The sequence below is a fragment of the Agrobacterium sp. D14 genome, from assembly GCF_001526505.1.
Taxonomy (GTDB): domain Bacteria; phylum Pseudomonadota; class Alphaproteobacteria; order Rhizobiales; family Rhizobiaceae; genus Agrobacterium; species Agrobacterium leguminum.
Genome location: NZ_ASXX01000032.1, coordinates 14,168 through 33,747, shown reverse-complemented (window position 1 = coordinate 33,747; position 19,580 = coordinate 14,168). Strand labels below are relative to the sequence as shown.

16 protein-coding genes and 1 pseudogene are annotated in these 19,580 nt (G+C 60.4%); 12 read left to right on the top strand and 5 right to left on the bottom strand.

Features of this window, described 5'->3' with window-relative positions; genetic code table 11:
• Nucleotides 1-22 precede the first annotated feature (22 nt).
• Nucleotides 23-1,650, bottom strand: a pseudogene (locus tag L901_RS16990) (MFS transporter).
• Between the two features lie 286 nt (nucleotides 1,651-1,936).
• Here L901_RS16990 and rimP point away from each other — a divergent pair.
• The 9 genes from rimP to L901_RS16945 all read left to right on the top strand — a co-directional run bounded on the left by rimP (nucleotide 1,937) and on the right by L901_RS16945 (nucleotide 13,403).
• Nucleotides 1,937-2,533, top strand: a complete 597-nt coding sequence (gene rimP / locus L901_RS16985) for a ribosome maturation factor RimP (protein ID WP_059758925.1) — start codon at nucleotides 1,937-1,939, stop codon at nucleotides 2,531-2,533.
• A 64-nt stretch (nucleotides 2,534-2,597) separates the two neighbouring features.
• Nucleotides 2,598-4,214 (top strand): transcription termination factor NusA, encoded by a 1,617-nt coding sequence (gene nusA, locus L901_RS16980; RefSeq protein ID WP_059758923.1) that lies wholly within the window; start codon nucleotides 2,598-2,600, stop codon nucleotides 4,212-4,214.
• Nucleotides 4,211-4,912 (top strand): RNA-binding protein, encoded by a 702-nt coding sequence (locus tag L901_RS16975; RefSeq protein WP_059758920.1) that lies wholly within the window; start codon nucleotides 4,211-4,213, stop codon nucleotides 4,910-4,912. The genes nusA and L901_RS16975 overlap by 4 nt, the downstream gene beginning before the upstream one ends.
• 102 nt (nucleotides 4,913-5,014) lie before the next feature.
• Nucleotides 5,015-7,753, top strand: a complete 2,739-nt coding sequence (gene infB / locus L901_RS16970; protein WP_059758918.1) for a translation initiation factor IF-2 — start codon at nucleotides 5,015-5,017, stop codon at nucleotides 7,751-7,753.
• 274 nt (nucleotides 7,754-8,027) lie between these two features.
• Entirely contained in the window at nucleotides 8,028-8,444 is a 417-nt protein-coding gene (gene rbfA, locus L901_RS16965) for a 30S ribosome-binding factor RbfA (protein ID WP_035219713.1), read from the top strand.
• Nucleotides 8,445-8,447: 3 nt separating this feature from the next.
• Nucleotides 8,448-9,395: a tRNA pseudouridine(55) synthase TruB gene (gene truB / locus L901_RS16960; protein ID WP_059758915.1), complete on the top strand. Its 948-nt coding sequence runs from the start codon at nucleotides 8,448-8,450 to the stop codon at nucleotides 9,393-9,395.
• Nucleotides 9,396-9,558: 163 nt separating this feature from the next.
• A complete protein-coding gene (rpsO, locus tag L901_RS16955; RefSeq protein WP_004439050.1) occupies nucleotides 9,559-9,828 on the top strand; it encodes a 30S ribosomal protein S15 in 270 nt (89 codons plus the stop codon).
• 276 nt (nucleotides 9,829-10,104) lie between these two features.
• Nucleotides 10,105-12,252, top strand: coding sequence for a polyribonucleotide nucleotidyltransferase (gene pnp, locus L901_RS16950; RefSeq protein ID WP_059758914.1), 2,148 nt, complete (start codon nucleotides 10,105-10,107; stop codon nucleotides 12,250-12,252).
• A 134-nt stretch (nucleotides 12,253-12,386) separates the two neighbouring features.
• A complete protein-coding gene (locus L901_RS16945) occupies nucleotides 12,387-13,403 on the top strand; it encodes a class I SAM-dependent methyltransferase (protein WP_059758911.1) in 1,017 nt (338 codons plus the stop codon).
• A 17-nt stretch (nucleotides 13,404-13,420) separates the two neighbouring features.
• Here L901_RS16945 and L901_RS16940 read toward each other — a convergent pair whose 3' ends face one another.
• Nucleotides 13,421-14,365 (bottom strand): AEC family transporter, encoded by a 945-nt coding sequence (locus L901_RS16940; RefSeq protein ID WP_059759490.1) that lies wholly within the window; start codon nucleotides 14,363-14,365, stop codon nucleotides 13,421-13,423.
• Between the two features lie 475 nt (nucleotides 14,366-14,840).
• Here L901_RS16940 and L901_RS16935 point away from each other — a divergent pair, with 475 nt between their 5' ends.
• Nucleotides 14,841-15,833 carry an adenosine kinase gene (locus tag L901_RS16935; RefSeq protein ID WP_059758908.1) on the top strand — a complete coding sequence of 331 codons (993 nt, stop codon included), beginning with the start codon at nucleotides 14,841-14,843 and terminating at the stop codon, nucleotides 15,831-15,833.
• On the opposite strand, the gene L901_RS16930 is transcribed toward L901_RS16935, so the two are convergent.
• On the bottom strand, nucleotides 15,826-16,359 hold the full coding sequence (locus L901_RS16930) for an SH3 domain-containing protein (RefSeq protein WP_026363850.1): 534 nt from the start codon (nucleotides 16,357-16,359) through the stop codon (nucleotides 15,826-15,828). The genes L901_RS16935 and L901_RS16930 overlap by 8 nt on opposite strands.
• 180 nt (nucleotides 16,360-16,539) lie before the next feature.
• On the opposite strand from L901_RS16930, the gene L901_RS16925 reads away from it, so the two are divergent.
• Both L901_RS16925 and L901_RS16920 read left to right on the top strand, forming a co-directional pair.
• Entirely contained in the window at nucleotides 16,540-17,544 is a 1,005-nt protein-coding gene (locus tag L901_RS16925; protein WP_059758905.1) for a D-glycerate dehydrogenase, read from the top strand.
• Between the two features lie 45 nt (nucleotides 17,545-17,589).
• Nucleotides 17,590-18,279, top strand: coding sequence for a hypothetical protein (locus L901_RS16920; RefSeq protein ID WP_059758903.1), 690 nt, complete (start codon nucleotides 17,590-17,592; stop codon nucleotides 18,277-18,279).
• A gap of 45 nt (nucleotides 18,280-18,324) precedes the next feature.
• Here L901_RS16920 and L901_RS16915 read toward each other — a convergent pair whose 3' ends face one another.
• On the bottom strand, nucleotides 18,325-18,798 hold the full coding sequence (locus L901_RS16915) for a GNAT family N-acetyltransferase (protein WP_059758901.1): 474 nt from the start codon (nucleotides 18,796-18,798) through the stop codon (nucleotides 18,325-18,327).
• Nucleotides 18,795-19,562: a molybdopterin-synthase adenylyltransferase MoeB gene (locus tag L901_RS16910; RefSeq protein WP_059759488.1), complete on the bottom strand. Its 768-nt coding sequence runs from the start codon at nucleotides 19,560-19,562 to the stop codon at nucleotides 18,795-18,797. Before L901_RS16910 ends, L901_RS16915 begins: the two co-directional genes overlap by 4 nt.
• Nucleotides 19,563-19,580: the final 18 nt, after the last annotated feature.

The window sequence follows — 19,580 nt, the reverse complement described above, 5'->3', positions numbered from 1 at the left end:
CCACTCACTTAACCACCGCCTCTCAATGCTGATCGGTGTGGGGCTTATGAAAAATATCGTCGGTCGGCGGAATGGTCTGCCGCTCGATCATCCGGTGCACGCGTGGCCGTGTCTTGCCGCGGTGAAGCTCGAGCAGCCGGTCCCAGGCCTCAGCATCCGCCTGGGTGCGGCGGTGGTTATGGCGGACATATTCCACCCATGTCGGCACATGGTAACTTTCTGTCCAGATGTCGGGGTTTTCCAGATCGCGCATCAGGTTCCAGTTGCGGGCACCATCTCGGATGCGGATACGGCGGCGCTCGGCCATCAGCGGCAGGAATTCGCCAAGATCCTCGTCGTGAATTTCATAGTCGATCAGAATGGCGATGGGTCCGCTGCGCGGCTTGATATCCAGCCTCAGCGGCGGCTCCACGAAACGGTTGAGCGGATCGAGGTTGAGCGAAGCAAAAGCCGGCATGGCGAGCTTGAGGCCGACGACGACGCCGAGCAACATCAGCGCGCACGAACAGAGCAGCGAATAGGAAATGCCGTAATCTTCCGCCAGCTCGCCCCACAGCCAGCTACCGACCGCAATGCCACCGAAGGTGAGCGTCTGGTAGAGCGAGAGCGCCCGGCCAACCACCCAGCGCGGGGTGGAGAGCTGGACGATGGTGTTGAAGAGCGACAGCGCCAGAACCCAGCAGGCGCCGGCAACGGTCAGCACCAGCGACGTGACGATCGCACTCGTGCTCACCGCTGTTACGCCAGCGCTGAAGGCGAAGCCTAGAAATGCGACGCGCACGATCCATTCGCTGGACAGCACCTCGCGCAATCTGGCGCTGATCAGGGCACCGCCAATGGCGCCGACGCCGAATGCACCCAGCATGACGCCGTAGGTTAAGGGGCCGCCTTCGACCAGATCGCGGGCGACGATGGGCATCAAGGCAAGGATGGCGCTGGCGGAAAGGCCGAAAAGGAAGCCGCGCACCAGCACCTTGCCGATGTTGGGGACATCGCCACATAACGCATGCCGGCCGAAATGGCGGCCAGAAGCTGCTCGCGTGGCAGGGTCGAGGCATATTTGGGCGGCTGCCAGCGAAACAGGGCGTAGATCAGCGTGAAATAGCTCAGCGCATTCACGAAAAACGCGGCAGCTGCACCGGCGGCAGCGACGATGATGCCGCCGATGGCCGGACCGACGCTGCGGGTGATGTTGAAGCCGACGCTGTTCAGCGTCACGGCGGCGGGCAAATCCTCGCGCGGCACCATTTCGCCGACGGAGGCCTGCCAGGACGGATTGTTGAGCGCCGTGCCGCAGCCGATCATGAAGGTGAAGAAGAGCAGAAGCCACGGCGTGAGCCAGCCGGACCAGGCAAAAACCGTCAGCAGCACGGAGGCCGTCAGCATCAAAAGCTGCGCCGAAATCATGATGCGGCGGCGGTCGAAACTATCGGCCAGCGCGCCTGAAATCAGCGAGAACAGCATGATCGGCAAAGAGGTGGAGGCCTGTACCAGCGCTATCATGTTTTCCGAACTTGAGAGCGACGTCATCATCCATGCGGCGCCCACCGCCTGGATCAGTCCGCCGAAATTCGAGGCAAGGCTGGCGATCCAGATTCGTCTGTAAGTCAAATGCCTTAAAGGCGCGAGTGGCGATTTACGGTCAGGCACGCTCTGTCCACTTGATGCAACTGCGATTTGTCAAACGGCAACTATAGACAGTGCCGGCAATCATGCCAGCCTTTCCGACATGGTAAGGGTGAAAATGTGGCCGAGGCCCGACCGAAGCGCAAGCGCCCGCGAAAACCTTGCAATCCTGCCCCGATGGGTCTATATGACCCCTGAAATTCTTGATCGCTTGATGAAGAGTGGGGCCGCAAGGCTCCGCTCTTTTTCGTTAGGCGAACCGGAAACCACGGGCAGAAGGCCCGGTGAACATCAAAGACCGGAAGGCCAGATGGCAGACACCGCACATGAACCGCGACTGATAACCGAAACGGGCATCGACCAGCGTATCGCCGAGATCATCGAGCCTGTTTTGACGGGCATGGGATATCTCCTGGTGCGCGTGCGGCTCTCCAACCAGAACGGCATGACGCTGCAGATCATGGCCGAGCGCGAAGACGGCACCATGACCGTCGAGGACTGCGAAGCCGTCTCCATGGCGATTTCACCGGTTCTTGATGTGGAAGATCCGGTCGATAAAGCGTATCATCTCGAAGTTTCCTCGCCCGGCATCGACCGGCCGATGGTTCGCAAATCGGATTTCACCCGCTGGCAGGGTCATCTGGTGAAGGTCGAAACCTCCATTCTGGTCGAGAACCGCAAGCGGTTTCGCGGCAAGATCGTCGAGGTCAATGCGGACGGCTTCAAGCTGGAACGCGACCAGATCGCCTATGGCGAGGAGCCGACAGTCATCATTCCGTTCAGCGCGCTTTCCGATGCGAAGCTCATTCTGACGGACGATCTTATTCGTGATGCGCTGCGGGCAGACAAGGCGGCCAAGGCCGCCGCCGCAAACCAGAACGACGAAAACGAAGCAGACGAAGACTAATTCCAACGTAAAGCCCGGAAACAAGGGCGAACCCCGCAATCATGCGACTTACGGAGATAGAAAAATGGCAGTGAGTGCTAACCGGCTTGAGCTTCTGCAGATCGCCGATGCTGTGGCGCGCGAAAAGGTCATCGACCGCGAAATCGTGCTTGCCGCAATGGCCGACGCTATCCAGAAAGCCGCCCGCTCGCGCTATGGTTCGGAAACCAACATCCGCGCCGACATCAACTCCAAGACCGGCGAAATTCGCCTGCAGCGTCTTCTGGAAGTTGTCGAGGCCGCTGAGGATTATTCGACCCAGATCCCGCTGGAGCTGGCCCGCGACCGCAACCCGGACGCCAAGCTCGGCGACTTCATCGCCGATCCGCTGCCGCCGATGGATTTCGGCCGTATCGCCGCCCAGTCCGCCAAGCAGGTCATCGTGCAGAAAGTGCGCGAAGCCGAGCGTGACCGCCAGTATGACGAGTTCAAGGACCGCATCGGCGAAATCGTCAACGGCACCGTCAAGCGCGTCGAATATGGCAACGTCATCGTCGATCTCGGCCGTGGCGAAGGCATCATCCGTCGTGACGAGATGATCCCGCGGGAAAACATGCGTTACGGCGACCGTGTGCGCGCTTACGTCTACGACGTTCGCCGCGAACAGCGTGGCCCGCAGATTTTCCTGTCGCGTACCCATCCGCAGTTCATGGTGAAGCTCTTCACCATGGAAGTCCCGGAAATCTACGACGGCATCATCCAGATCAAGTCGGTTGCCCGTGACCCCGGTTCGCGCGCCAAGATCGCCGTCATCTCGAACGATAGCTCGATCGATCCGGTCGGCGCCTGCGTCGGTATGCGCGGTTCGCGCGTTCAGGCCGTCGTCGGCGAATTGCAGGGCGAAAAGATCGACATTATTCCGTGGAGCCAGGAGCCGGCTTCCTTCATCGTCAACGCCCTGCAGCCGGCGGAAGTCGCCAAGGTCGTTCTGGATGAGGAATCCGAGCGCATCGAAGTGGTGGTTCCGGACGAGCAGCTGTCGCTCGCCATCGGCCGCCGCGGCCAGAACGTGCGTCTGGCATCGCAGCTGACCGGCTGGGATATCGACATCATGACGGAGCAGGAAGAATCCGAGCGTCGCCAGAAGGAATTCAACGAGCGCACTGCCCTGTTCATGGAAGCCCTCGACGTCGATGAAATGGTCGGTCAGGTTCTGGCCTCCGAAGGCTTCGCGCAGGTCGAAGAACTGGCCTATGTCGACCTCGACGAAATTTCCTCAATCGACGGCTTCGATGAAGACACCGCCGATGAAATCCAGACCCGCGCCCGCGAATATCTGGAGCGCCTGGAAGCCGAAATGGACGCCAAGCGCAAGGAGCTCGGCGTTTCCGACGAACTTCGCCAGATCGACGGCCTGACCTCGCAGATGATGGTGGCGCTGGGTGAAGACGGCATCAAGACCATCGAGGATTTTGCCGGTTGCGCGGCGGACGACCTGGTCGGCTGGAGCGAGCGCAAGGACGGCGAGACCAAGAAGTTCGAAGGCATCTTCTCCAAGCTCGATGTTTCACGCGTCGAAGCCGAGAACATGGTGGTGCAGGCCCGTCTTCTGGCAGGCTGGATCACCGCCGAGGAGCTTGCTTCCGCAGAGGAAGCCGATCCTGAGGCTGCCGAGGAGGCGGATACCGCCGAACAGGAATGATATCGCAGGCGCATGAGCCGGATGAGTTGCCCGAAACGGATGACGACGGGCGGCTCAAGGGCGACGTCAATGGACGTATGTGCATTGTGACACGGCAAAGCGGATCGCCCGATGAGCTGATCCGCTTCGTCGCAGGGCCGGACGGCAGCGTCGTTCCGGATCTGAAACGCCAATTGCCGGGGCGCGGCTGCTGGGTGACACCCGAGCGCGCCCTGATCGAGAAAGCCATCGCGAAGAAGCTCTTCGCACGGGCGCTCAAACGCGACGTCAAGGCCGGGCCGGAGCTTCTTGCTCTTCTCGACCGGCTGATGGCGCAGCAGCTTGCAGGCATGATGAACATGGCGCGCAAGGCGGGCCAGTTCATCAGCGGCGCGATGAAAGTCGACGCCGCCGTCCGTTCGGGGAATGCGATTGCCGTGTTCCACGCGACCGATGCTGCGGCAGATGGCGTGAGAAAACTGGATCAGGCCCGCAAAGCCTGGGCGCTCGGCAGCGATGCCGGCAATGAAATTCCGTCCTTCCGGCTCTTCAGCGGCGCCGAAATGGACGAGTTGATGGGCCAGAATGCTTTTATCCATGCCTGCGCGCTTGCAGGGCAGGCGGGTGAGGGTGTAGTGAAGCGCGCAACGATGCTTGAGCAGTACCGTCTTGGCGGTCGATCTCAGGCGGAACGCGACGCTGCCCGGACAGAACAATGACGCGGTTGCCCGATATGAACGGTCGCCGCGTTCCGATGCAGCAATTGAACGACGAGACCTGATGAACGTCATCCGGTTCTCGTCCGAAGGAACGGGAACGGAATGACCGACAACAACGACGACAAGACACTTAACGCACAGCCTAAGAAGACTCTCACCCTCAAGCCGGGCGGGATGAATCAGGGCACCGTGCGGCAGGATATGGGTCGAGGTCGCACGAACGCGGTTGTCGTGGAAACACGCAAGCGCCGCCCCATGCGTCCTGAAGACGAGAAGCAGGTTCATTCGGTTGCAGCGCCCGCTCCGAAGCCGGCCGCCCCTGCCCCCGCGGCAGCACCGCGTCCGCAGGCGCCGCAGCAGCGCATCCACCAGCCCAGCGGCCAGCAGCAGCGTCCGGGTTCCTCCCAGCCGCAGCAGCGTCCCGGCTCGTCCGCACCGCAGCAGCGCCAGCCTGAGCGTCCGCGCGGCAACGTCCTGCACGACCTGTCGGCAGGCGAGATGGAAGCCCGTCGCCGCGCACTGATGGAAGCACAGGCCCGCGACGTGATCGAAGCCAAGCAGCGTGCTGAGGACGAAGCGCGCCGCAAGGTGGAAGAAGAGCGCCGCATCGCCGCCGAAAAGGAAGAAGCCGCACGCCGTGCCGTCGAAGAGGCCGCAGCCGCCAAGGTAGCAGCAAGCCAGCCCGCCGTGGAAGCAAAGCCGGAACCGGTCGATGAAAAGCCGGCTGCAGCCGCCCAGCCGGCGCCGCGCGCCGAGGCTCGTCCTCAGCCCGCCGCTGCCGCCCCTGCTCGCGCAACTCCCGAAACCGCCGCTCCGCGCGGACGCCGTACCGATGGCGACGACGAGGACGATCGCGGTGCACGCCGTGGCAACCTGCCGGTTCGTGGCAAGGTCGCCGCGCCTGCACCGGCAAAGCCCGCAGCCCGCCTGAAGACGGAAGAAGAACGCCGTCGCGGCAAGCTGACTGTCACCTCGTCCAACCTGGATGAAGACGGCACGCCGCGCGGACGCTCCATGGCATCCATGCGCCGCCGCCAGGAAAAATTCCGCCGCAGCCAGATGCAGGAGACCCGTGAAAAGGTCATGCGCGAAGTTATCCTGCCGGAAACCATCACCATTCAGGAACTGTCGCAGCGCATGTCCGAACGCGCCGTCGACGTCATCAAGTTCCTGATGAAGGAAGGCCAGATGATGAAGCCGGGCGACGTGATCGACGCCGATCTGGCGGAACTGATCGCCGTCGAATTCGGCCACACCGTCAAGCGCGTTTCCGAATCCGACGTGGAAGAAGGCATCTTCAACCAGGCAGACGACGAAGGCGAAATGCTGCCGCGCCCGCCGGTTGTCACGATCATGGGCCACGTCGACCACGGTAAGACCTCGCTGCTCGACGCCATTCGTCAGGCGAATGTGGTCGCAGGCGAAGCCGGTGGCATCACCCAGCATATCGGTGCGTATCAGGTCGAAAAGAACGGCCAGAAGATCACCTTCATCGATACCCCCGGCCACGCCGCCTTTACGGCCATGCGTGCCCGCGGTGCGCAGGCGACGGATATCGCCGTTCTGGTGGTCGCCGCTGACGACAGCGTGATGCCGCAGACGATCGAGTCCATCAATCATGCCAAGGCAGCCGGTGTTCCGATCGTCGTTGCGATCAACAAGATCGACAAGCACGAGGCAAACCCCGAAAAGGTTCGCCAGCAGCTCCTGCAGCACGAAGTCTTCGTGGAATCCATGGGCGGTGAAGTGCTTGACGTGGAAGTCTCCGCCAAGAAGCAGCTCGGTCTCGACAAACTGCTTGAAGCGATCCTGCTGCAGGCTGAAATTCTCGACCTCAAGGCAGATCCGAACCGTACCGCAGAAGGTACCGTCATCGAAGCGGAACTCGACCGCGGCCGTGGTGCCGTCGCCACAGTTCTCGTGCAGAAGGGTACGCTGAAGCCTGGTCAGATCATCGTGGCCGGCGACCAGTGGGGCCGCGTTCGCGCCCTCGTCAACGACAAGGGTGAACACGTCAAGGAAGCCGGTCCGGCCATGCCTGTCGAGGTTCTCGGTCTTTCCGGTACGCCGTCTGCCGGTGACCGTTTCGCGGTTGTCGAAAACGAAAGCCGTGCTCGCGAGATTTCCGAGTACCGCCAGCGTCTCGCACGCGACAAGGCTGTCGCACGTCAGACGGGTCAGCGCGGTTCGCTGGAACAGATGATGAGCCAGTTGCAGACTTCGGGAATGAAGGAATTCCCGCTGGTCATCAAGGCAGACGTGCAGGGTTCGGTCGAAGCCATTATCGCTTCGCTCGACAAGCTCGGCACCGACGAAGTCCGCGCTCGTATCGTTCACTCAGGCGCTGGCGCCATCACGGAATCGGATATCTCGCTTGCCGAGGCATCCAACGCCGCGATCATCGGCTTCAACGTTCGCGCCAACGCACAGGCACGTACGGCTTCCGAACGCGCCGGCATCGAGATCCGCTACTACAACATCATCTACGATCTGGTGGATGACGTGAAGGCAGCGATGTCGGGCCTGCTTTCGCCGGAGCGGCGCGAGACCTTCCTCGGCAATGCCGAAATCCTCGAGGTGTTCAACATCACCAAGGTCGGCAAAGTCGCGGGTTGCCGCGTCGTCGAAGGCAAGGTGGAACGTGGTGCGGGTGTTCGTCTGGTACGCGACAACGTCGTCATCCACGAAGGCAAGCTCAAGACCCTCAAGCGCTTCAAGGACGAAGTGGCAGAAGTGCCGGTCGGTCAGGAATGCGGTATGGCCTTCGAAAACTACGAAGACATCCGCGCCGGCGACACCATCGAGTGCTTCCGCGTCGAGCACATCACCAGAACGCTCTAAGCGTCCGGTTGAAACGTACATAAAAATCGCAATTGGGCGCCGGCAAGCCGGCGCTCGATTCTTTATAGCGCCCTCAATCACTCGAAGCGTGCAAAGGTCGCCGTAACACCAGAGCGCCGCTGGTCGTCTCAGACGCAGTCCGGACGCTCTAACACTTTGAAACTGCGCATCGCTCGCATCGAAAATCGATTTCGATTTTCGGACCTATGCGCTAGATTTGCACATACCCTCCTCGACCGAAAAGATTGAGGAGAGATGTGCAGGGGCAAAAGAAATGGCAAAAGCAACATCATCGGCTCCTTCGCAGCGTATGCTGCGCGTCGGCGAACAGGTTCGCGCGGCCGTGACGCAAATCCTGCAACGCGGCGAAGTTCGCGACGATCTTATTGAAAAGACCGTCATTTCGATCTCGGAAGTGCGTATGTCGCCCGATTTGAAGATCGCGACAGCCTACGTAACGCCGCTTGGCGTTGCCGATCACACCGGCATCATCGATGCACTCAATCGTCATGCCAAGTTCATGCGCGGCCGCCTCGGGCCCCAGCTTCGGCAGATGAAATACATGCCGGAACTGCGTTTCCGCGACGATACGAGTTTCGACAATTACCAGAAGATCGACGCACTCCTGCGGTCACCGGAGGTGCAGCGCGATCTTGGACCTTCAAACGAAAAAGACGACGAACAGAACTGAAGCATGTCCAAACCACGCAAACAGCAGAACCGCAAACCCAAGGGCCGCCCGATTTCCGGTTGGCTCATTCTCGACAAGCCGTTGGATTTCGGCTCCACCGAGGCCGTTTCCAAGATCAAATGGCTGTTCAACGCCCAGAAAGCCGGCCATGCCGGCACGCTCGATCCCCTTGCTTCCGGCATGCTGCCGATCGCGCTTGGCGACGCCACCAAGACCGTCCCCTATGTCATGGACGGCCGGAAAATCTACGAATTCACCGTGACCTGGGGTGAGCAGCGCTCGACCGACGATCTGGAAGGCGAGGTGGTCGATTCCTCTGAAGTGCGCCCGGACGAACAGGCAATCCGCGATCTTCTGCCCAATTACACTGGCGTTATCATGCAGACACCGCCGCAATTTTCCGCCATCAAGATCGCCGGCGAGCGCGCCTACGATCTGGCGCGCGACGGCGAGACGGTGGAAATTCCCGCGCGCGAGGTGGAAATCCATCGCCTGACGCTGCTTGCCTGTCCGGACGCCGATACCGCACATTTCGAAGTGGAATGCGGCAAGGGCACTTATGTGCGGGCGCTGGCGCGCGACATGGGCCGCGATCTCGGCTGTTTCGGCCATATTTCGGAACTGCGCCGCACCATGGTCGCCCCCTTCGGCGAAGACATGATGGTGCCGCTCGAAACCTTGACGGCGCTGGAAGCCGTGGAGGATCGCGACGAGCGACTGGAGGCACTGGATGCCTTCCTGATCGACACGGCCGAGGCGCTTTCCGCCCTTCCCCGCCTCATCATCAACGATGACCAAGCGCACCGGCTGAAGATGGGCAACCCCATCCTGCTGCGCGGGCGCGATGCACCGGCCAATCATCCGGAAGCCTATGCCACCGCGCATGGCAAGCTCGTCGCCATTGGCGAAATCGGCGAAGGCGAATTTCGGCCGAAGCGTGTTTTCGGCTAAGTCAAGGCTCAAGAGGCGCTGTCAATCGCCTCTTTCAATTGCACCCGGAATAGTTTATAGGCAGCGCCAGCTTGGGCTTTGCCTATGCTGCTGAATGGCCTGAGCTGGACGACATCCCGGCTTTAGGCGTCCCATTTTTCCTTAAAACAGAAAGGATCGTCCGATGTCGATTACTGCAGAGCGCAAAGCCGCCCTCATCAAGGAATATGCCACGAAGGAAGGCGACACCGGTTCGCCGGAAGTTCAGGTCGCAATCCTCACCGAGCGGATCAACAACCTGACCGGTCACTTCAAGGACCACAAGAAGGACAACCACTCCCGTCGTGGCCTTCTGACGCTGGTTTCGAGCCGTCGTTCGCTTCTCGACTATCTGAAGAAGAAGGACGAAGCCCGTTACACCAAGCTGATCGGTGCTCTCGGCATTCGCCGCTAATAACTTCTCCGGCGGGTTTCGCAACGATGCCCGCCGGTTTTTATATCCGGCCTTTGAGGCCACAGAAATTTCCGGGCGTTCGCCGCAAATGTGGCCCCGGACGATAAGGGTGACCCGGATGGGCCGGTGCCGCCTTTTTCAACCGCAGACCTGTCATGGGGCAGGATTGCCGGATGCTTCTTTGGGAAGCCTCCCGCTGTCTTGCCCGTGATTGAGTCACAGCGCTGCTTCCGCCGGTACGACGCCGGAGCGGGCAGCCACAACCAAGGACAAGATATGTTCAATCAACACTCCGTGGAAATCGAATGGGCAGGCCGCCCGCTGAAGCTCGAGACCGGCAAGGTTGCCCGTCAGGCTGACGGCGCCGTCATCGCAACCTACGGCGAGACGATGGTTCTCGCGACCGTGGTTTCCGCAAAGTCTCCGAAGCCCGGTCAGGACTTCTTTCCGCTGACCGTCAACTATCAGGAAAAGACCTACGCAGCCGGCAAGATCCCCGGCGGTTATTTCAAGCGCGAAGGCCGTCCGAGCGAAAACGAAACGCTGGTTTCGCGCCTGATCGACCGCCCGATCCGCCCGCTTTTCCCTGAGGGCTACAAGAACGACACGCAGGTTGTCGTCACCGTTATCCAGCACGATCTGGAAAACAACCCGGACATTCTGTCGATGGTCGCCACTTCGGCTGCGCTGACCCTTTCCGGCATCCCGTTCATGGGTCCGATCGGCGGCGCGCGCGTTGGCTACATCAACGGCGAATATGTTCTGAACCCGCATCTGGACGAGATGGAAGAATCCACGCTCGACCTGGTTGTCGCCGGTACGTCCGACGCCGTTCTGATGGTTGAATCCGAAGCCAAGGAACTCAACGAAGACGTCATGCTCGGCGCCGTCATGTTCGGCCACAAGGGCTTCCAGCCGGTTATCGACGCGATCATCAAGCTCGCCGAAGTTGCCGCCAAGGAACCCCGCGAATTCGAACCGGAAGATTTCTCCGCGCTCGAAAACGAAATGCTGGCGCTCGCCGAAGCCGAACTGCGCGACGCCTACAAGATCACCGAAAAGGCAGCCCGCTACGCCGCCGTCGACGCCGTAAAGGCAAAGGTGAAGGCACATTTCCTGCCGGAAGAAGGCGAAGCCAAGTACACGCCGGAAGAAATCGGCGCTGTCTTCAAGCACCTTCAGGCGAAGATCGTTCGCTGGAACGTTCTCGACACCAAGAGCCGTATCGATGGCCGCGACCTGTCGACCGTTCGTCCGATCATCTCGGAAGTCGGCCTGCTGCCGCGCACGCACGGTTCGGCACTCTTCACCCGCGGTGAAACCCAGGCAATCGTTGTTGCGACCCTCGGCACCGGCGAAGACGAGCAGTATGTCGACAGCCTCACCGGCATGTACAAGGAACGCTTCCTGCTGCACTACAACTTCCCGCCCTACTCGGTCGGCGAAACAGGCCGCATGGGTTCCCCGGGCCGTCGCGAAATCGGTCACGGCAAGCTCGCATGGCGCGCTATCCGCCCGATGCTGCCGACTGCGGAACAGTTCCCCTACACGCTACGCGTCGTTTCCGAAATCACCGAGTCCAACGGCTCCTCGTCGATGGCAACCGTTTGCGGCACCTCGCTCGCACTGATGGACGCCGGCGTTCCGCTGGCCAAGCCGGTTGCCGGTATCGCCATGGGCCTCATCCTTGAAGGCGAGCGCTTTGCGGTTCTCTCCGACATCCTCGGTGACGAAGATCACCTCGGCGACATGGACTTCAAGGTTGCGGGTACGGCCGACGGCATCACCTCGCTGCAGATGGACATCAAGATCGCCGGTATCACCGAAGAGATCATGAAGATCGCTCTGGAGCAGGCTCAGGGTGGCCGCAAGCACATCCTCGGCGAAATGGCCAATGCCATCACCGAGAGCCGCAGCCAGCTCGGCGAATTTGCACCGCGCATCGAAGTGATGAACATTCCGGTCGACAAGATCCGTGAAGTCATCGGTTCCGGCGGCAAGGTCATTCGCGAAATCGTTGAAAAGACCGGCGCAAAGATCAACATCGAAGACGACGGCACCGTCAAGATCGCTTCTTCTTCCGGCAAGGAAATCGAAGCGGCCCGCAAGTGGATCCACTCCATCGTTGCGGAACCGGAAGTCGGCCAGATCTACGAAGGCACGGTTGTGAAGACCGCTGACTTCGGCGCTTTCGTCAACTTCTTCGGCGCCCGTGACGGCCTCGTCCACATCTCGCAGCTCGCTTCCGAGCGTGTCGCCAAGACCTCTGACGTCGTCAAGGAAGGCGACAAGGTCTGGGTCAAGCTGATGGGCTTCGACGAGCGTGGCAAGGTTCGCCTGTCCATGAAGGTTGTCGACCAGGCAACCGGCAAGGAAGTCGCTGCCGACAAGAAGAAGGAAGACGGCGAAGCCGCTGCCGAATAAGGCCGCGCCGCCAGACCCTATCGAGGCGCGGGTTTTGCCCGCGCCTTTTTTTCGTTTTGTTATCGTTTGCTTTTTCGGGAAAACCGGTTTCCACTTTTCCCTGACAAACTCCATCCTACCTCGAGGACGCTCCCATGAGCCGTGACGCCGTGAAAACCCTTTTCCATCCCTTCGCCTCGGACATGCTTTCCATGCCGAAACAGGGAGAACGCGTTCTGTTTCTGGGAGCGGAAGCCGGTCCCCGGCTGGATGGTTTTGACGCGGAGATCGTCGCGGTTCAACATCTGCGGCCGCTTTATCGTGCTCTGCAGGCTCAGGGCGCGGAGGTGACACCGGATATTTCGGGTGAAGATTACGACGCGGCGTTGCTGCTTTGCGGCAAACATCGCGGCGAGAATGAAAACCGCGTCGCCGAAGCGCTTTCACGCGTGAAGGCCGGAGGCCTGATCGTCGCGGCCGGATCGAAGGAAGACGGTATCGTGACGCTGCGCAAGACGCTGGCAAAGCTTGGCATCGAGGTGGAATCGACGCCGAAGTATCACGGCGTCGCTCTCTGGTTCAAACAGCCGGACGATATTGCATCTGCCGTGTCGAAGCTCGCCCAGAAGCCGGTGACGGTCGAAGGCCGCTTCACCGCCCTGCCCGGCATGTTCTCCCATGACCGCGTGGATGACGGCTCGGAACTGCTCGCATCGCGCCTGCCCACAGATTTTGATGGCAATGCCGCCGATTTCGGTGCGGGCTGGGGTTATCTCTCCGTCATGCTGGCCGAGAAATCGCCGCGCACGGCCCGTATCGATCTGTTCGAGGCGGACTGGAATGCGCTGGAATTCGCCAAGACCAATCTTCTCGAAAACAATCCGAGGCTGACGGCGCGCTTCTTCTGGCAGGATCTGGCAAACGAACCGCCGAAGGAAAAATACGACCTCATCATCATGAACCCGCCTTTCCATGCGGCGGGACAGGCAGCAGAACCTGCCCTCGGCCAGGCCTTCATCAAGGCAGCCGCCGGCGCGCTGCGCAGCGGCGGCAAGCTGCTGATGGTCGCCAATCGCGGCATGCCCTATGAGCCGGTGCTCGCGGCGGAATTCCGCACCAGCACTGAGGTGTGCCGTAATGCCCGCTTCAAGATTCTGAGCGCCCAGAAATAATCAACTCGGCAAAATAATCAGCTCAGCAGCCATGCCCACAGCGACACGGAAAGAACGCCGGTCGCCGTGGAAATGCTGATGGTGGAGGCCGCAACGCTGTGGCCGATGCCAAAGCGGTTGGCGATCAGCCAGGCATTCACGCCCGTCGGCACGGAAGATGTGAGCACAAGCGCTGCCGTCCATTCCCGGCTGAGACCGAGAAAGTGACCCATGGCCCAGACACAGGCCGGGAAAAACAGCAGCTTGAATACCGTCATGGTGACGGCAATGCCGAGATTGCCGCGAATGGTGTATTTCGTCAGCGCCATGCCGAGCGAGATAAGCGCCGCCGGCCCCGCCATGGAGGCGATCTGATCGACCACGGTTTTCAGGATGGGCGTCAGCGCCACGCCGGAAACATTGGTCGAAAGCCCGATGAACAGGCCGATCACCAAAGGATTGGTGATGAGGTTGCGGCCCACCTGCTTGAAGACCGCCGCCATGCTTCGCTTTTCCCCGCCGACCGCCTTGTGCGTGGCGTTTTCCATCAGGATCGTGCCGGCGATCATCATCACCGGCAGGTGGATGGCCAGCAGAATGGAGAGAGCCACCAGCCCCTCATCCCCGACGGAGCGCCCGACCAGCGGCAGGCCGATGAAGATATTGTTCGCAAATGCCGAGGAAATGCCGGCAATGACGGCGATGCGGACATCCTGCTTGAAGACATAACGGGTGACGATATGCCCGATCGTCCAGGTGACGGCCACGCCGGCGAAATAGGTGATCCAGAGCCGGAAGGGCGAAGCACCGTGAAAGTTCGCTTCCGCAAGTGTGCGGAAGATCAAGGTCGGCACGGCGATCTTGAACACGAAATCGCTGAGGATATCGCCGGCATCGGCCCTGAACAGACCGGCCTTGACGGTGAGCCAGCCGATCAGGATGAGAATGAAAATCGGGGCGACATTCACGGCAACGGCAGACATGGAGGGAAAGCTTTCGCGGCTTTTGCGGGAGATACTCCGCTTTAGAGCCTTTTCCACGGGAATGGAATCGCGAAAACGCTCCCACTGTTTGTTTTCGCCAAATGGCGCCCAAGAAGGAGAAGGCCAGTGAGCCGCTTCGGGCAGAAAGCTCATCTCGGCCTGTAAAATCCGCAAGGCCGAGCGTTGCCCAAAAGAAAAAGCGGGGTCTCCCCCGCCTTTTATGTCCGTTATATGCCGCCAGTACATCCGTGGCGGAGATAACGGTTGAGCCAGAAGACCATCATGTCTTCCATTCCGGTATGCATTCACACACCTTTTGCTCTGACAAATGAAATAGCTTAACCACATTACAGGCAGATGACGCGTTTTCGCTCCTCGCGGAGAACCGCATATTTTCTGTTTGGGCTTTTCTTGCCGCCAGAAATGTTTAAGACCTTTCGAAAAATACGCACACCGTGCGAAACGGATAGGGCCTATGACGAAATTCGACGTACTGACTGTCGGCAATGCCATCGTCGACATCATTTCCCGCTGCGACGATCGCTTTCTCAACGACAATGCCATTACCAAAGGCGCGATGAACCTCATCGACGCGGAACGGGCCGAGTTGCTTTACTCGCTGATGGGACCGGCTCTCGAAGCCTCCGGCGGCAGCGCTGGCAACACGGCGGCAGGCGTGGCCAATTTCGGCGGCAAGGCCGCCTATTTCGGCAAGGTGGCCGAAGACCAGCTCGGCGAAATCTTCCAGCACGATATTCGCGCGCAGGGCGTCTATTTCGAAACCAAGCCGGAAGGCACTTTCCCGCCGACTGCGCGTTCGATGATCTTCGTAACCGAAGATGGCGAGCGTTCCATGAATACCTATCTCGGCGCCTGTGTCGATCTCGGCCCGGAAGACGTGGAAGATGACGTCGTGGCGCAGACCAAGGTCACCTATTTCGAAGGTTACCTTTGGGACCCGCCGCGCGCCAAGGACGCCATTCGCGAATGCGCCCGCATTGCCCATGAAAACGGCCGCGAAGTCTCCATGACGCTTTCCGATAGCTTCTGCGTCGGCCGCTATCGCGACGAATTCCTCGACCTGATGCGTTCCGGTACTGTGGACATTGTTTTCGCCAATAAGCAGGAAGCGCTTTCGCTTTACGAAACCGACGATTTCGAGCTTGCGCTGACCAAAATCGCCGCCGACTGCAAGATCGCAGCTGTGACGATGAGTGAAGAAGGCGCCGTCATCCTGCGCGGCACGGAACGTGTGAAGGTCGAAGCCTATCCGGTGCACGACGTGGTCGACACGACGGGCGCCGGCGATCTTTTCGCTGCGGGCTTCCTGTTCGGTTATACGCAGGACCGGTCGCTCGAAGATTGCGGCAAGCTCGGCTGCCTTGCGGCTGCCGCCGTCATTCAGCAGGTCGGGCCGCGCCCGATGTCATCGCTCAAGGCGCTTGGCGAGAAGCACGGCCTTATTTAAAGGCTTCACCGGGGTAAGCACCCCAGATTTCGCCCTGCGAAACCCAGCCCGAGGCCTGACCGGCCTCGGCGCGGCACCAGTCGCCATTGCATTCGCCGATGCGGAAGACGACGCCCGGTTCAAGCCGCGCCACGACGGAAGCGCCCGACTGCGCCTCGCGGCGCATGTTCACATAAACTTCCTTGCCCTTGCCACGCATCCACGGAGCCGCAACAGCCGTGCGCTCACCGGAAAGCAGAGCCTGGTTGACCCAGCCTTCCGTCCCGTCGGCATCGCGGATGCGCCGCCAGTTTTCATATTCCTGAATGATTTCCACCGGCATTCCCGATTTCAGATACATCCATGACACGGCATAATCCGTGCTCGGCCCGATGCGCATGTTGACGCGCTTGGATTTCAGGCTGACAAAACGCGGCAGCGGCAAGCCGCTTGCGCCTTTGGCGGCACCCTGCGCCATGGCGTCGGTTGCCGCACCGAGGAGGCCCAAAGACAATGCAATGCAAACGATAGAAACCACACTGCGCATGCCCATTTCCGTTTCCCGCCTTCTGCAAACCGGATGATATTTAAGGAGGCTCGCTTCCACATGCCTCAAGCTTCAGCGAGTTTTATTTGTCTTCGCCGGTGGGTCTGGTAGAAACGCCCTGATTGAAAGAAATTATCGCTCTTTCTGGTTAATGACTTCTGAACAAGGCAGCGGCAAACGATGACCCACAAGAAGAGACCGACAGTCTATATCACCCGCAAATTGCCTGACGTCGTCGAAACCAGAATGCGCGAACTCTTCGATGCCGAACTGAATATCGACGATACACAGCGAAGCGAAGACGAGCTTGTGGCCGCCTTGCAGCGGGTCGACGTTCTGGTACCCACCGTCACCGACCGCATCACCGCCGCGATGATCGAGCAGGCCGGACCGCAGCTGAAGCTGATCGCGAGCTTTTCCAACGGTATCGACCATGTGGATGTGGATGCGGCCGCCCGAAAGGGCATTACCGTCACCAATACGCCCAACGTGCTAACCGAAGATACCGCCGACATTACCATGGCGCTGGCGCTTGCCGTGCCGCGCCGCATGATCGAAGGCACACGGGTGCTCGCCAATGGCGCGGACGAATGGCTGGGCTGGTCGCCGACATGGATGCTGGGACGGCGCATTTCCGGCAAGCGCATCGGCATTGTCGGCATGGGCCGCATCGGAACGGCGGTGGCGCGACGCGCCAAGGCCTTCGGGCTTTCCATTCATTATCACAACCGCAAACGCGTCAATCCGGCCACCGAGACGGAGCTTGAGGCAACCTACTGGGACAGTCTCGACCAGATGCTGGCGCGGGTGGATATCGTCTCCGTCAATTGCCCCTCGACGCCCGCAACCTATCACCTGATTTCGGCGCGGCGGCTGGCGCTGATGCAGCCAACCAGTTACATCGTGAATACCGCACGCGGCGATATCATCGATGAGGCGGCCATGATCCAGTGCCTGCGCGAAGGCAAGATCGCCGGCGCCGGTCTCGATGTCTATGAGAATGAGCCCGCGGTGAATCCCAAGCTCATCAAGCTCGCCAAGGAAGGCAAGGTCGTGCTGCTTCCGCATATGGGCTCTGCGACGATCGAAGGCCGTATCGAAATGGGTGACAAGGTCATCATCAACATCCGCACGCTGTTCGACGGCCACCGTCCGCCGAACCGGGTGCTGCCGGGGCGGAACTGAGCCGGTTCGGGCCGCCATCTTTCGATCATGGGGAGGGAGAATTCAATGGGTATCCGGGCGAAGTTCTTGGCGCTGATCTCCGTTCTGCTCATGCTGGTCGGCGGTCCGGCCTGGGCCGCTTCACCTTCCCCTGAAGAGACTGCGGAACTCTATTATCGCGCCTGGCTGAATTTTGATCGCGCCAGCATGTCTCGTTTGAACAGGGAATGGGGGGCTTCGGACGGCGGCCCGCGCTACACCGATATGGAACTGGTTACGGACCCGGTCGCGTGGCAGCGCAAGAACAGGGGCATGCATTCACCCAAGGGGACGACGAACGAACAATCGGAGCAGTTCGCAAGGCTCTGGGTGGCAAGTACCGAGCGGGTGCGTTGTAAGGCGGAGCCTGCGCGTCTCGGTGCACAAACGCCCACGGGTGTTGTTGTGGCGCGAATCAAGATGAACTGCTCTCTGCCGGATGTCGCGCCAGCTTTCCAGCGACTGAAGGCCAGCGCAAATGCGAATGAGACAGGCGATAGAACGCGCATGCCGTCCACAAGACTGATGAAGCAGATGGTGGAAGCCACGAAGGCGGCTCCTCTCACCCACAAGGTCAGCACGGAAATCCAGCTCTTCAGCGGGCCTGACAAAGCTGTGTGGCGGGTCGGGTCGGCAGAAAACCAGCCGCAGACCGGCATTGACCGCGTCTCCTCCGTTTTTCTCTCCCAGATGGTTCAATCCGGCCTTTTGCAATAGGCTCTGCGATGGCGAAGGACACAGTGGGGTCGGCTGAAGGCAATTTTAGCCGAGGAACTTGGTCATCTCGATCGAGGTCGCGCGCTCGTAACCGGCATGGGCGTTTTCAGCGGTCTTGACGAAACCCCAGGCGGCGAATCTGGTGTGATTGGCGATGAGCTCGATGCGGGTTTCCAGCCGCAGCGCCGGCAGCGCCAGTTCGCGGGCCAGCGCTTCGGATTGCTGCACAAGCATCCGGCCGATGCCCTTTCCCTGTGTTTTCGGCGAAACGCATAATTTGCCGATATAAAGACAGGTCGGCTCCGGCCTGCAAAACAGGCAGCCCAGCAGTTCATCGTCGTTCAGTGCAACGAAAGCGATCTCAACCCTCGCCTTCTCGGCAAGGTTTTCCAGCGTCAGGCGATGAGCCGACGACGGCGGATCGATGACGCCATCCATATAAGCGAAGGAGGACATGATGAGCGCCAGCAATTCCTGCCAGCGATCGAACTCCTCCCCGATCCTGACGATTTCCATCATGGTTTTTTTCCCGCTGACCGCCGCTTGTATCGCACGGTTTCGAAACGGGCCGAGAGGGCGTCATAGAGGAGCAGGCGGCCGATCAGCGGCTCGCCTGCACCGGTGATAACCTTGATCGCCTCCATGGCCATAAGCGTGCCTATAACCCCGGTCAGCGCGCCGACAATGCCTGTTTCAGCGCAATTGGGAATGAGGCCCTGCGGCGGCGGTTCCGGAAAAAGATCGCGATAGCCGGGCAGCAGAGCACCCTCGGCATTCGTCTCATAGGGTTTCAGCACCGTCACCGAACCATCAAAACGGCCGACAGCTCCCGTTACCAACGGTCTTTTCGCAGACTCCGCCGCATCGGCGGCGGTATAACGCGTATCGAAATTGTCCGAGCCGTCGATCAGGAGATCGAAGGATGGCAAGTGGTCATGCGCCCAGACCTGCGAAAAGCGCTCTTCATAAACAAGCGTGCGGACATGCGGATTGAGCCGGGCGATGGCCTTGCGCGCGCTCTCCGTCTTCAGCTCCCCAATCGTACCGGTATCGTGGATCACCTGTCGCTGCAGATTGGACAGGGAAACCACATCGTCATCGATCATGCCGAGCGTGCCGACACCGGCGGCGGCAAGATAATGCAGGACAGGAGCGCCGAGACCGCCGGCCCCGATGACCAGCACACGCGCCGCCTTCAGCCGCTGCTGGCCCACGCCGCCGATTTCCGGCAACAGGATATGGCGCTTGTAGCGTTCGATTTCTTCCGGGCTCAGCGGGTCCATGTCGCCCTCCATCTTTTA

What these genes read in the sequence shown, in the direction of transcription:
- rimP (WP_059758925.1), top strand. Translation starts at nt 1,937, where the DNA reads ATGGCAGACACCGCACATGAACCGCGACTGATAACCGAAACGGGCATC.
- nusA (WP_059758923.1), top strand. Translation starts at nt 2,598, where the DNA reads ATGGCAGTGAGTGCTAACCGGCTTGAGCTTCTGCAGATCGCCGATGCT.
- L901_RS16975 (WP_059758920.1), top strand. Translation starts at nt 4,211, where the DNA reads ATGATATCGCAGGCGCATGAGCCGGATGAGTTGCCCGAAACGGATGAC.
- infB (WP_059758918.1), top strand. Translation starts at nt 5,015, where the DNA reads ATGACCGACAACAACGACGACAAGACACTTAACGCACAGCCTAAGAAG.
- rbfA (WP_035219713.1), top strand. Translation starts at nt 8,028, where the DNA reads ATGGCAAAAGCAACATCATCGGCTCCTTCGCAGCGTATGCTGCGCGTC.
- truB (WP_059758915.1), top strand. Translation starts at nt 8,448, where the DNA reads ATGTCCAAACCACGCAAACAGCAGAACCGCAAACCCAAGGGCCGCCCG.
- rpsO (WP_004439050.1), top strand. Translation starts at nt 9,559, where the DNA reads ATGTCGATTACTGCAGAGCGCAAAGCCGCCCTCATCAAGGAATATGCC.
- pnp (WP_059758914.1), top strand. Translation starts at nt 10,105, where the DNA reads ATGTTCAATCAACACTCCGTGGAAATCGAATGGGCAGGCCGCCCGCTG.
- L901_RS16945 (WP_059758911.1), top strand. Translation starts at nt 12,387, where the DNA reads ATGAGCCGTGACGCCGTGAAAACCCTTTTCCATCCCTTCGCCTCGGAC.
- L901_RS16940 (WP_059759490.1), bottom strand. Translation starts at nt 14,365, where the DNA reads ATGTCTGCCGTTGCCGTGAATGTCGCCCCGATTTTCATTCTCATCCTG.
- L901_RS16935 (WP_059758908.1), top strand. Translation starts at nt 14,841, where the DNA reads ATGACGAAATTCGACGTACTGACTGTCGGCAATGCCATCGTCGACATC.
- L901_RS16930 (WP_026363850.1), bottom strand. Translation starts at nt 16,359, where the DNA reads ATGCGCAGTGTGGTTTCTATCGTTTGCATTGCATTGTCTTTGGGCCTC.
- L901_RS16925 (WP_059758905.1), top strand. Translation starts at nt 16,540, where the DNA reads ATGACCCACAAGAAGAGACCGACAGTCTATATCACCCGCAAATTGCCT.
- L901_RS16920 (WP_059758903.1), top strand. Translation starts at nt 17,590, where the DNA reads ATGGGTATCCGGGCGAAGTTCTTGGCGCTGATCTCCGTTCTGCTCATG.
- L901_RS16915 (WP_059758901.1), bottom strand. Translation starts at nt 18,798, where the DNA reads ATGATGGAAATCGTCAGGATCGGGGAGGAGTTCGATCGCTGGCAGGAA.
- L901_RS16910 (WP_059759488.1), bottom strand. Translation starts at nt 19,562, where the DNA reads ATGGACCCGCTGAGCCCGGAAGAAATCGAACGCTACAAGCGCCATATC.